General features: G+C 55.1%; 9 protein-coding genes. 3 read left to right on the forward strand and 6 right to left on the reverse strand.

Going from position 1 to position 12,039, the window contains the following annotated elements:
* Window positions 1–75 precede the first annotated feature (75 nt).
* From ACMXYI_RS21920 to ACMXYI_RS21940, 5 genes are all read right to left on the reverse strand, one after another.
* Window positions 76–912, reverse strand: coding sequence for an HpcH/HpaI aldolase/citrate lyase family protein (locus tag ACMXYI_RS21920; protein WP_415769038.1), 837 nt, complete (start codon window positions 910–912; stop codon window positions 76–78).
* A 149-nt stretch (window positions 913–1,061) separates the two neighbouring features.
* Window positions 1,062–2,264, reverse strand: a complete 1,203-nt coding sequence (locus tag ACMXYI_RS21925; RefSeq protein ID WP_415773949.1) for a CaiB/BaiF CoA transferase family protein — start codon at window positions 2,262–2,264, stop codon at window positions 1,062–1,064.
* 104 nt (window positions 2,265–2,368) lie between these two features.
* The gene (locus ACMXYI_RS21930) at window positions 2,369–3,721 is read right to left on the reverse strand and encodes an MmgE/PrpD family protein (RefSeq protein WP_415769039.1); all 1,353 of its coding nucleotides are present in this window, start codon (window positions 3,719–3,721) and stop codon (window positions 2,369–2,371) included.
* A gap of 7 nt (window positions 3,722–3,728) precedes the next feature.
* On the reverse strand, window positions 3,729–4,892 hold the full coding sequence (locus ACMXYI_RS21935; protein WP_415769040.1) for an acyl-CoA dehydrogenase family protein: 1,164 nt from the start codon (window positions 4,890–4,892) through the stop codon (window positions 3,729–3,731).
* 56 nt (window positions 4,893–4,948) lie between these two features.
* Window positions 4,949–5,776, reverse strand: a complete 828-nt coding sequence (locus ACMXYI_RS21940) for an FAS1-like dehydratase domain-containing protein (protein WP_415769041.1) — start codon at window positions 5,774–5,776, stop codon at window positions 4,949–4,951.
* A gap of 127 nt (window positions 5,777–5,903) precedes the next feature.
* Here ACMXYI_RS21940 and ACMXYI_RS21945 point away from each other — a divergent pair, with 127 nt between their 5' ends.
* From ACMXYI_RS21945 to ACMXYI_RS21955, 3 genes are all read left to right on the forward strand, one after another.
* Window positions 5,904–6,827 carry a LysR family transcriptional regulator gene (locus ACMXYI_RS21945; RefSeq protein ID WP_415769042.1) on the forward strand — a complete coding sequence of 308 codons (924 nt, stop codon included), beginning with the start codon at window positions 5,904–5,906 and terminating at the stop codon, window positions 6,825–6,827.
* A 131-nt stretch (window positions 6,828–6,958) separates the two neighbouring features.
* On the forward strand, window positions 6,959–9,268 hold the full coding sequence (locus tag ACMXYI_RS21950; protein WP_415769043.1) for an ATP-binding cassette domain-containing protein: 2,310 nt from the start codon (window positions 6,959–6,961) through the stop codon (window positions 9,266–9,268).
* Window positions 9,269–9,976: 708 nt separating this feature from the next.
* Complete coding sequence (locus ACMXYI_RS21955) at window positions 9,977–10,945, forward strand: AEC family transporter (RefSeq protein ID WP_415769044.1); 969 nt, start codon at window positions 9,977–9,979, stop codon at window positions 10,943–10,945.
* Between the two features lie 434 nt (window positions 10,946–11,379).
* Here ACMXYI_RS21955 and ACMXYI_RS21960 read toward each other — a convergent pair whose 3' ends face one another.
* Window positions 11,380–11,670 (reverse strand): DUF1330 domain-containing protein, encoded by a 291-nt coding sequence (locus tag ACMXYI_RS21960; protein ID WP_415769045.1) that lies wholly within the window; start codon window positions 11,668–11,670, stop codon window positions 11,380–11,382.
* Window positions 11,671–12,039: the final 369 nt, after the last annotated feature.

Below are 12,039 nucleotides of genomic sequence, written 5' to 3' on the forward strand. Positions count from 1 at the left end.
CACTCTACCTCCGCGAATTTAGTGCGTGGGTAAATGCAGAGCACACAAGACCGGATACTTAAGAAAATCTCAGCTTCATCGATGAGCGTTCGGATTGATCGAAGCCATCGCGATTATCCGTTGCGCACGGATCAACACTGGCGCATCGACCATCTGCCCATCAATTTGAAAGGCGCCGCGACCGTGTGCGCTGGCGTCAACGACTCGTTGCGCCCAAGCTAACACCTCCGCACTCGGAGACAGCGCATGCTGGATCACTGGAATTTGCTTGGGATGGATACACATAGCGCCGGCGAACCCCATTTCATGCGCGTGGCAGATAGCTTGATGCAGGCCTTCCAGGTCATCGATACTTGGGTAGACACCGTCCAGCGGCGGCAGCAAGTCAGCGTCCCGCGAATGCAGTAGCAACGCCACGCGTGCTTGATCTAGCACGAACTGACCCGCGGGTGAGCCTAGGTTCAGGTTCAAATCCAGTCCGTAATCCAAGGCGCCAAATGCCAAACGTTGAACACCCTGTCCAGCAGCGATTTCAGCGAGTTTTAAAATCCCGCGCGCACTTTCTATGATTGGCCATATCGGTTTGTCTGTGACAGCAACCGCGGCGACCTGAGCCGCACTTTCGGCCTTTGGCAACAAAACTCCTGCGATGCCCGGTTGCTGCTGACAGAAGACGATATCAGCGGCATGTTCAGCGTGCTCTGGAGCATTGATACGCACCCAGACTGATGCTTGTGTTTCGGCTTGCAGAAATGCGGCGAGATTGTCCCTTGCCTGGCGCTTGAGGGACTCTTCGACGGCGTCTTCAAAATCGACGATAACCGCATCGGCACCCGCGGCCAGTGCTTTGGCAAAACGTTCAGGGCGACTGCCAGGCACAAAGAGTGCGGAACGAATGGTGGAACCGGACATGGAAGGCTTCCTTTTTTGTCATTGTTTAGCGGTTGGATTGCTTCATTGACCTCTGTTACCAACTTGTTGGCGAGGCTTTATCGGACACACTGCGCCTGCCCTCGCGCCAACAAGTTGACTGCTAAAAGAGATCGTCGCAGGGGCTGTTCTCAGATGACCCCAGCTGCCTGCAATCGCGCCTGATCTTCGTCGGAGAAGCCCAACTCAGCGAGTATGCCCGTGTTGTGTTCTCCCAATCCCGGCACCGAGTCCATGCGCGGGGTGAAGGATGCATTCCGCCCAGGTGGTAAGAGCGCGGGTAATTTGCCGGCGGGGCTGTCGATTTCACGCCAGCTGTCGCGAGCCTTGAGTTGCGGGTGATCCCATACGCCTTGCATATCGTTGACCCGGGCGCTGGCGATTTGGGCGGTTTCCAGTCTGGCCACCACCTCATCGACTGTCAGTTGTGAAAAGCCGTCAACGATAATCTGGCGTAGCTCATCACGATTCGCAGAGCGTTTGAAATTCGCCGAGAAGCGTTCATCAGTCGCCAGTGCCGCATCCAGCAGCACTTTTTCGCAGAACAGTGCCCACTCACGCTCGTTCTGCAACCCAAGCATCACGGTATCGCCGCCTTTGGTAGGGAAGGGGCCGTACGGGTAAATCGTCGCATGTGAAGCGCCTGCACGAGGCGGCGGCGCCGCGCCCTCGAACCCGTAGTACATCGGGTAACCCATCCACTCCACCAGGCTCTCGAGCATGCTCACATCAATGCGACTGCCAACCCCGGTTTTATCGCGCAGCATCAACGCGGACAAAATTCCGGTGTAGGCATACATGCCTGCAGCGATATCAGCAATGGAGCAACCAGCCTTAGCCATCTCATCTTCACCCGGCCCACCTGTCACAGAGAGAAACCCGCCCTCGCTTTGAATCAACAGGTCGTAGGCTTTTTTCTTCTCATAGGGGCCGCCTTCGCCATAGCCTGAAATGTCACAGACAATCAGGCGTGGAAAACGCTTCTGCAACGCTTGGAACGACAAGCCCATCCGCGCCGCCGCACCCGGCGCCAGGTTCTGAACCAGCACGTCGGCTTTTCCAAGAAGACCCATAAGGATGTTTCCTGCCTCATCCTGTTTTAGGTCAAGGGAAAGGCTTTCCTTGGAGCGATTGGCCCAGACAAAATGTGATGCCAGACCGTTTACCCGCTCATCATATCCTCGGGCAAAATCACCGCTACCAGGGCGCTCGATCTTCACCACGCGAGCACCGAGGTCGGCCAGTTGCCGGGTACAGAACGGTGCAGCAATCGCGTGTTCGAGGCTGATAACAGTGATGCCGTCCAGTGGACGCAAGTTATGCTGGGTGGTCATTTTTTTGTACCTCGGATGATGCCACACCTGTAGGAACTGCCTTAGGTGGCACGACCGATTTCCGGCCGATCATCGCCTAGGGCAGCGCTTACATGGGCTGTCTTCTAGTTCAGGTTGTTCAGAGATGTGGCATCGCGCAGTTGCCATACCTGTTCGATCAAGGCTTTGCCCTGGTCAACTGTTCGCGCTCCGGAGAAGGCCAGGAGACGCTGGAATTTGTCTTCCAGTTCAGGTCGAGACAGAGTGTTGCCCGGATCGCCCTTGGGTTCGTCAATGGCTGCTGACAGCGTGCGACCGTCTGTAGTAGTGACGATCACTCGCCCCAGCCAACGAGCCGGATACGCGCCGTCAACTTCGCTGTCGAGTTCCATGCTGACTTTTTCGCGAAACGCGGCAACGGCAGGGTCGGTCAACGCCTGTTGCTCAAACTCGGTTAATTGCGCGCTGCCATGTACAGCGATTAAACCCAGCACAGCGCCCATGGAAAACTTGGCCTGGTGCACGGTTTGCGGAACCACCACGCGACCTAGAACGTCGATGGCTGCTTGGTGAACAAGGGTTCTGACATTGGCGATCTGCTCGTGATGCAGGTCTTCGCGTTGCATCAGGTGCAGGAGGGCGTCGGCCGCAGGATGGGTGTGACGGCAAGACGCGTGGAATTTGAACGAGGTTTCAGCCAGCGCCCAACGCGTACCCAGGCGGTCAGATAATTTCTCAGGGACAGAGTCGTGGGACATTCCGGCGGCCATGCCCTGGTCACCCTCGAGAATATTACGTGCTCCGGTCAGACCATCGAGGGTCATATAGGCCGCGAGCAAACCATCCGCTGCTGCCTTTGCCGTGTGTAATTGCTTGGAGTCAGCAGCGTCTCGCAAAAACTCCCAAAGTCCGGCAGCCTGAGTGCCAGCGCTGCCCAGCACGTTGATAAATTTCTCTGTATCGAAATCAAGCAATTTACCTACCGCGACCGCAGCCGCCAGCGTGCCGACGGTGGCGGTAGTGTGAAACACGGTGTAATGCGAACGACCCAAAAATTCGCCGATGCGGATACCCGCTTCATAGCCGGCAACTGACGCCAGCAGCAAGTCACGTCCAGACTTACCTAAGTCCTGAGCCGCCGCTAACACCGCGGGAAAAACCACTGTGGCCGGGTGCAACACTGAACTGTTGTGCAGGTCGTCTTGCTCGACCAAATGCGACGACGCAGCGTTCACCAGTGCTGCGAAATACGCAGATGTCCCCCTGCCGTTGACCAGGATTTTCGACGGGCCATCGCTAGGCCCCATACGCTGCGCATAGCGCTCGAACAGCGGGATCGGGTGCGAGCCTTGGCTGGCCAGCGCAGAGCCGAGCCAGTCAAGAAACAGGTCTTCCGTCCGGTCTAGAACAGCGTTAGGAATGTCGTCGTATTTTAGCTCGGCCAGGAAACCGGCCAGGGCTTGGGTATGGCTCATCATCGTGTCCTCAGAAGCTGCGTGGCAGTTCGAGCAAGTGCTCGGCGACGTACGAAAGAATCAGGTTGGTAGAGATCGGCGCGACTTGATAAAGGCGTGTTTCGCGGAACTTGCGCTCGACGTCGTATTCGCACGCAAATCCAAAACCGCCGTGGGTTTGCAGGCAGGCGTTGGCCGCTTCCCAGGAGGCTTTTGCCGCCAGGTACTTGGCCATGTTGGCGCTTGCTCCGGCGTTGACTCCGCTGTCGTATTCCTCACAAGCACGCCAGCGCATCAGGTCGGCTGCTTCGATTTCGATATGGGCTTCGGCGATTGGAAACTGCACACCTTGGTTCTGGCCGATTGGACGACCAAACACCACGCGGTCGCGAGCGTAGGCGCTGGCCTTTTCGATGAACCAACGACCGTCTCCAATGCACTCTGCGGCGATCAAGGTACGTTCGGCGTTCAGGCCGTCGAGGATGTACCTGAAACCCTTGCCTTCTTCGCCAATCAAGCTACTGGCAGGGATTTCCAGGTTGTCGAAGAACAACTCGTTGGTCTCGTGGTTGACCATGTTGGCGATCGGTTGCACGGTAAGACCATTACCGATGGCTTCGCGCAGATCGACCAGGAAGATCGACATGCCCTCGGACTTCTTCTTCACTTCTGCCAATGGTGTGGTACGCGCAAGCAGGATCATCAGATCGGAATGCTGGATGCGCGAGATCCAAACCTTCTGCCCGTTGATCACGTACTTGTCACCGCGCTTGATCGCGGTGGTTTTGATCTTGGTGGTATCGGTGCCAGTGGTGGGCTCGGTCACGCCCATCGATTGCAGGCGAAGCTCACCACTGGCCAGCTTCGGTAGGTAATAGCTTTTCTGTGCCTCACTGCCATTACGCAGCAGTGTGAACATGTTGTACATCTGCCCGTGAACAGTGCCGGAGTTACCGCCGCAGCGGTTTACTTCCTCGAGAATTACTGAGGCTTCTGCCAGCCCTAGACCCGATCCACCGTATTCTGTCGGGATCATCGCAGCCAGCCAGCCAGCGTCGGTCAAAGCTTTGACGAATGCTTCCGGGAAGCCTTTTTCTTCGTCGATTTTACGCCAGTAGGCGGCATCGAATTCGGCGCACAAGGCGCGCACGCCTTCGCGGATGGCATTCAGCTCTTCGTTGTCGTTCGGGTTCATTATTAGGTTCTCATGGGTCAGGGCAGGGACACATTTTTAAAAAGGGGATGACGGTGTTAGTCGAATAGGACTTCAGCGCTTTGAGCGATTCCGGCATGATTACCGGCCCACAGCTGCGCTTTGCCGGGCTCGATAATTCGCCCGCCCACGTTGAAAGGCTGAGGTGCGATCAGAGGACGGACACCGCGATAGGAAAGGTGGCGAAGACGCGCATCGGGATTGGCACGTGAGAATGCGCGCAGGTTCAGGGTAGCGATCATCGGCCCGTGGACTACCAGTCCGGCGTAACCTTCGGTTCCGGTGACATAGGGGTAGTCGTAGTGAATACGGTGGCCGTTGAAGGTCACAGCGGAGTAGCGAAAAAGCAGCGTCGGGGTGGGCTCGATGCTTTCATTCCAGTCACCCTCTTCAAGCGCATGGCCGCTACTTTCCTTGGGCGGATTCGGTTCGCGATAAACGATGTCCTGTTCTTCTCGGATCGCCAAACGACCGTCTTGGGAGTACTCATGGCGCACGGTGACAAATAACAGCGCGCCGGTGCGACCAATCTTTTCTTCGATATGGGTGATGGTCGACAAGCGATGGGCGTCAGCGCCGACTCGCAATGGCTCGATAAACTCGATACGGCCACCGGCCCACATCCGATTGCGGTTGTCCGCCGGGGGCAGGAATCCACCACGCGCTGGGTGGCCATCCGTGCCGAGTTGAGATTCCGCTACCGGCTCCTGAAAGAAACACCACTGCCAAAGCGGCGGTAGCGCCGCGCCGTTAGCTGGAGTTTCTTCACCAAAGGTAGCGGCGATGCGCTTGATTAGGTTGCGACTCAAATGATCCTGAGCCTCTTCGGTGCGTCCTAGCCAAGTAGAAAAATCTGCAGCACCCATGCGGGATACCCTCGCCAGTTGTTGTTCTGAGAAGGATCATGCAAGGCGTTCGGTATTCTGAGAATTTGCATTTTCGTATACCGGCGTTCATGTATGCTGAACGCACAGTGTTTTTCTGGAAACGAACATGCACTTCGATCTGGCTGACTTGCGCTTGTTTATTCACATTGGCGAATCACCAAGCCTGACCCAGGGTGCTCGCCGAGCGTTCTTGTCGCCGGCGGCGGCCAGTGCCCGTATCAAAGCGTTGGAGAGCCAACTCAATACACGTTTGTTGTACCGAGACAGCCGGGGCGTCGAGTTGACCCCTGCCGGACAACGTTTGCTCAAACATGCGCGACTGATCATGCGTCAGGTGGACTATCTGAAATCCGAATTCACCACCAACGACGCCGACTCGGCCGGGCATATACGGATTTTTGCCAACACTACGGCAGTGACCGAATTTCTTCCGGAAGTGTTGGCAGGTTTTCTGGCGAAGCGGCCGGCGGTGACGGTTGACCTGCAAGAGCGTATGTCGCGAGATATCGTGCGAGGGGTATTAGACGGCAGCACTGACATGGGGATTATCGCAGGGCCGGTGGAGGCTACGGGGCTGCAGGTGATGCATTTCAGTACCGATCGGCTGGTATTAGTGGTGCCTGCGGGTCATGCGTTGGCGGGGCCGAAACCGGTGAAGTTGAAACAAACGTTGGCGTTTCAGCACATTGGTTTGCATGAAGGCACCACATTGCTGAGCTTTCTACGAGACCATGTGGAGCGGCTCGGGCAGAACTTATCTTTGCGAATTCAGGTGTCGAGTTTCGAGGCAATCTGCCGGATGGTAGAGGCCGGGGTGGGGATCGGTATTATTCCCGAATCCGCCGCGCTTCGGCACAGTCGTACCATGAAGCTTGAGATTGTTGAAATTGATGAGCCCTGGGCGATTCGCGAACGAAGTATTTTGGTCAGGGAGCTGGATGCATTGCCGGGAGCTGTTCGGGCGTTGATTGCGACACTGATGCCCGCAGTAGCGGAAGATGGAGGACTCACGCCGTCGGATCCATTGTGAATTTCAACGTGCACATCTCTCAGTGGCCCCAAAAAAAATGAAGTTTTTTCAGATCCCATGCTGTCGTAGCAATAGGTTCGACCTTGTTGATCGTAACGGGCATTTTGAGAGGGTAGAAGGGAGAAATTTGCATGGCAGAAAAATCATCATTAGCTGCGATGATCGAAGTCGTCGGTGCCTGCCAAAACAATCTGCGGAATATCTCCGTCTCCATTCCGGTCGGCGAACTTACAGTCTTTACCGGCGTATCGGGATCAGGTAAGTCGTCGCTCGTCTTCGGTGTCCTTGCGGCAGAATCCCAGCGGCAACTCAATTTCACTTACCCGGCCTATGTGCGTAATAGACTTCCTCATCTTGGTACACCACATGTTCAGCACATTGCTGGACTTTCTACAGCCATCATCATTGATCAGAAATCAATAGGCGCCAATAGTCGCTCTACCGTTGGCACCGCTACTGATTCGGCGCCACTACTTCGCCTCATTTTTTCTCGGATGGGGCAACCTTCAGCGGGCTTTTCCCCTGCCTTTTCCTTCAACGATCCGGCGGGTATGTGTCCGCACTGCGAAGGGTTGGGCGAAGTATTGGATGTCGACGAGACTGAGCTTATTGATCTCGACAAATCTATCAACGAAGGTGCGTTCAATTTCCGCAGCTATGAGCCAGGAAGTTGGTATTGGCGCTGGTACAAACGTACCGGACTCTTCGATCCAGATAAAAAACTACGAGATTACAGTAAGGAAGACTTGGAACTCCTGCTATACGCAGAGCCGGGCTCGCTTAAGAACCCTCCCCCTGACTGGTACTCGACCGCGAAGTATGAGGGCATTGTGCACCGGTTCCGGAGCATGTACCTCGGTGAGATCAGCGAGACGAGGCGCAAACGCTTAGCGAGTGATCTTGATCGCATAATCCACCGTATGAAGTGCCCAGTATGTCTTGGCGCCAGACTGAATCAAGCGGCCCTAGACTGCAGAATTGGTGGGCTGAATATCGACGAGCTCTCATGGATGCCGGTAAAAAACCTACTGGAGCTTGTCCGGTCATGGAAGATGCCTGAGGTTGCACCCGCTATCGAAAATCTTACTAAGCTGCTCGATACCATGGTCGACCTCGGACTTGGTTATCTGCAGTTGGCGCGAACCACTCCAACCCTTTCGGGTGGCGAGGCGCAACGTATCAAAATGGTGAGGCATCTCGGTAGCTCACTGACGCGCTTCACCTACATTCTGGATGAGCCATCCACGGGGCTCCATCCTCGGGATGTAAGACATTTAGGGGAAATCCTGATACGCCTTCGCGACAAAGGAAACACCGTACTTGTCGTCGAGCACGATCCAGATATTATCGAGATTGCCGACATGGTTGTTGAGATGGGCCCTGGTGCTGGTGATCAAGGTGGTCTTTTATTGTTCGACGGTAGCCTACCAGAGCTGCTGAGAAAGGAGTGCCCCACAGCTTCCTATCTGAATCAAGATCGGTCGTTCTTAAAGGCAAGAGAGCCGAAGGGTGTAGAGATCAAGGTACGCAAAGGGAGACGCAATAATTTAAGGTCGGTCGACGTCGAAGTTCCGGCCGGGGTGCTCACTGTCATTACTGGCGTAGCCGGTTCGGGTAAAAGTTCGCTCGTCCAAGAGATGCTGATTGCAGACCAATCTGTGCTCCTTCTTGATCAGAGTCCAATGCGGGGAAGTGTTCGCTCCACTGTGGCTACCTATATCGGAGTAATGGATGCCATTAGGAATCTCTTCGCAAAGGCGAACAGTGTGAGCGCCGGATGGTTCAGCTCTTCGTCAAAGGGGGCTTGCCCCACCTGCAAGGGGCGAGGATTGCGTATTACCGAGCTTGCGTTTCTTGATAGTACGGAAACCGAGTGCGAGGCATGTGCGGGCACGGGATTTAATGATGCCTCACTTAGTTTTCGACTTGGTGGTAAGTCGATAGCACAAGTTTTAGCTATGCGTGCTACAGAATCGAAGACATTTTTTTATGATCGAGACCAAGAGATTGTCGCTGCGCTTAACTGTCTTGAGCAGGTAGGACTTGGGCATCTCTCGATTGGACGTTCAACCTCCACACTTTCGGGCGGAGAGCGCCAACGGGTTAAATTGGCAATGACCATCCAGACGGGTACCAAGACTTTGGTTTTAGACGAACCCACCACGGGCCTACATGGTCTCGACGTACAGCGACTGCTTTCGCTTTTGGGCCGTCTAGTTGCGGATGGGACTACAGTCATTATTGTGGAGCATAACCTCGACTCGATGCTTGCAGCTGACTGGATCATAGACATGGGGCCGGGGGCTGGCGATGAGGGGGGGCAGGTCGTTTATAACGGCCCAGCAAGAGAGATCATCCACGCATCGAATTCACGCACTGGCGAGGAGTTAAAGCGGTACATTGCGCGTGATTCCGCTTCTGGCCAATTACGAAACGGTTAGCACATGCCTAAAAAACGCGACAGCGGGCCTTAGATTCCGAAAGACACTTGCGATCGGCGTGCGGTCAGCGCCGATTTGAATCGCCACCTCCCGCTCAGCGTGCTGAGTTTCTTCGCGGACGGCAGAAAGCTTGTATTTCTCTTGCTCGATCAGGCTCTGAACCTCCCACACTTCCAAAGCGCCGATCTTTGAAGTGAGCGCTCTGAGCTGCGCATATTGCGTTTGGAGATCCGTAAGCTGTGCGTTTAAATCATCGCGCGTTTCCGGTGGGCGGGGCCTTTCCAATAGCCGCTAAGAGACATAAGTTCCTTCCTCGTTTCTGAATCAACTGGTCGTCAGTTCTGAACCCCCACAGATGCCTTCTACTACGCGCAACATGATGGCTGGGTACTTGGTAATTCAATCGCTTTCAGAGTTGAATATGTGTCGGAACGGCGATTGTGCGAAGGTAGGGTTATGGGTCGCTCACACCGGCTTAGGATCAGTCTGGGGTTTAACGCTATAGGCGAACCGCACACGCGAATCAAAGCTCAAAATAGCCTGCTCAACGAACCTTGCATTCGCCTGCGAAACAGCAACGAGGCTCTACCTCACTGAATCTTCCCCTGGCACGATACAGCAGGCAAAAAACACCCGTAGCGGGACAAGCGATGGAGTCGCACCGAATCGCCGCTGACTAAAAGAAGCCCTTAACCTGAGGTAATGCTAATGATGGGCTCTGTTTTTCAGGCACTGACCCCTGTGGTCACACTGATCGTGTTGGGCTTTCTGATCGTCCGACTCGGATGGCTCCGGGCAGAGGGCATGAGGGACATCTCGAACGTTGCTTTCTTGGTGTTAGCCCCGGCGTTGCTGTTCCGGAACATGGCCACCGTACATCTCTCAGAAATTGATTTCACGCCCATAGCGGTCTACTTCTGCGCCATATGGGTGGTTTTTGCCATCGTCATGATGAAGCATGGATTCAACAAGCGAGCCGCTGTCCTCGCCTTGTCTACGACGTTTTCAAACACTCTGATGATAGGGGTGCCATTGGTGAGCATGGCGTACGGCCAAGAAGGCCTTGTCACACTTTTCGCGCTGATGTCGGTGCATACTCTCATCATTCTGACGATGGTCACCAGTATCGTAGAGTTCGCGGACGCTCGAGAGGCCAACGCCAATTCGGCTTCTCCTGGAGGAAGTTCGCGGTTTGTCAGGTTAGGTGTGACGCTTCTAAAGGCGACGAAAGCGACGCTACTTCACCCAGTGCCTCTGCCCATACTGCTCGGGCTGCTCTACTCGACTACAGGATTGGCGCTGCCCCCTGTGCTGGATAAAACGCTACTGCTGATTGGCAGCGCGTTCGCCCCCATCGCCTTGATGCTAGTAGGGGCGACGCTCGCGATCAACAGAGATCTTGGACACATCAGAATAGGTCTCTTACTAGCACTGACCAAAAACTGCATTCATCCCTTGGTCATGTTCGCTCTTGGCATGCTGGTTGGATTAAAAGGCGTGGGTTTCAAGGTAATGATCCTTACCGCTGCCTTGCCAATAGGCGCAAACGTCTATCTCTACGCCACGCGTTACAAAGTCGCTGAGCGAGAAGTCACCGCCAGCATTGCGGCCTCGACGGTACTTGCACTGGGCACACTGAGTGCTGTCATGTTGGCGATCGCGCATTTAGGACAGTGAGAGACGCGACTTGCCTAAAGACTCCCGGCATCGTCCGTTTATGTGAGCGACTGGCGCAGACCGATGTTCAAGTATCTTTGGCCACGCAATCCCTTTTTCGCCGGACAGCCAGGCCTTCGGTTGAGCACCTAAGCCCAGTATGGAGCTAGCGTCCGATGAGTGAGTCAATGCGAACAACCTTGGTCTGCCAGGATCCAGGGTGTCAGTGGTGACGTCATCATCGATCTCCCTCCGGATGACCTGAAAGTGATGAACGTCGGCCTCGGTGATTCTGCAAGCGTTGAGTTGGTCGACGGATCGAAGTGCTAAAGCCAATCCGTGAGGTTGACGCGAAGTCCTGAGGTTGGTTCGGCCAAGAGCAGCCGCACTACATTTCAAGACTCATGGAGACCTTTGGGTCTGAAAAGTGAGTGCCGCCGCGCCGCTAGCAATAGTTAAGCGAGGTCACCCTCGATGATGATCAACTGGCGTTTTGAGGCTCGCAGCGCAAATGCTTTGGCCTCGGTATACGCCGGGTCGTCATAGCAAGCTTTAGCTTGCGTGTAGGACTCAAACTCCACAGCTAAGGCCCGACTGCTCTCTCCAGCCTCTTTCAACGCTTTAGCGTCGAGCTTCTTGAGTTTCGCACCGTATTTTTCGGCGATTGGCCGCCACAGCCGCGCATACTCCTCCTGTGCGTCCAGGTCAGTAACTTCCGTGCCCAGAATGATCCAGTACCCTCTCATCACATCTCTCCAATTCAGGTGAAATAAGTGCTTTGCCTGCCTCACGGGATTCGACGATCCTGCGGTCGGCATCGATCGGATTAAATCGGGCCCAGCATAGATGGGATATAGCGATAACTGATGTTTCATCGCGACATCCCATGGCGTGACCGGTATCACTCGTCCTCTCTGGCCCTCCGGCCTCCCCATGCCAAGATTAAGCATGTGGGACGACCCGAGCGTGGATAAAGGCGAACTCTATTCAGTCTGTAGTCTGCTCGGCCGCGGTATCGGCAGCGGGGGACGAAACACGCTTTTTTAGCTTCGCACTATTTCGTCGGTCTTGCCGCGTTGCCGTAAAGCTTGCTGCTTCGCATGCATCGCGCGGTT

The organism is Pseudomonas lyxosi (assembly GCF_047758685.1).
GTDB lineage: Bacteria > Pseudomonadota > Gammaproteobacteria > Pseudomonadales > Pseudomonadaceae > Aquipseudomonas > Aquipseudomonas lyxosi.

Excerpts from the sequence above, each read along its gene's own strand:
- ACMXYI_RS21955 (WP_415769044.1), top strand. The coding sequence starts at position 9,977 with ATGATGGGCTCTGTTTTTCAGGCACTGACCCCTGTGGTCACACTGATC.
- ACMXYI_RS21945 (WP_415769042.1), top strand. The coding sequence starts at position 5,904 with ATGCACTTCGATCTGGCTGACTTGCGCTTGTTTATTCACATTGGCGAA.
- ACMXYI_RS21920 (WP_415769038.1), bottom strand. The coding sequence starts at position 912 with ATGTCCGGTTCCACCATTCGTTCCGCACTCTTTGTGCCTGGCAGTCGC.
- ACMXYI_RS21930 (WP_415769039.1), bottom strand. The coding sequence starts at position 3,721 with ATGATGAGCCATACCCAAGCCCTGGCCGGTTTCCTGGCCGAGCTAAAA.
- ACMXYI_RS21925 (WP_415773949.1), bottom strand. The coding sequence starts at position 2,264 with ATGACCACCCAGCATAACTTGCGTCCACTGGACGGCATCACTGTTATC.
- ACMXYI_RS21960 (WP_415769045.1), bottom strand. The coding sequence starts at position 11,670 with ATGAGAGGGTACTGGATCATTCTGGGCACGGAAGTTACTGACCTGGAC.
- ACMXYI_RS21935 (WP_415769040.1), bottom strand. The coding sequence starts at position 4,892 with ATGAACCCGAACGACAACGAAGAGCTGAATGCCATCCGCGAAGGCGTG.
- ACMXYI_RS21940 (WP_415769041.1), bottom strand. The coding sequence starts at position 5,776 with ATGGGTGCTGCAGATTTTTCTACTTGGCTAGGACGCACCGAAGAGGCT.
- ACMXYI_RS21950 (WP_415769043.1), top strand. The coding sequence starts at position 6,959 with ATGGCAGAAAAATCATCATTAGCTGCGATGATCGAAGTCGTCGGTGCC.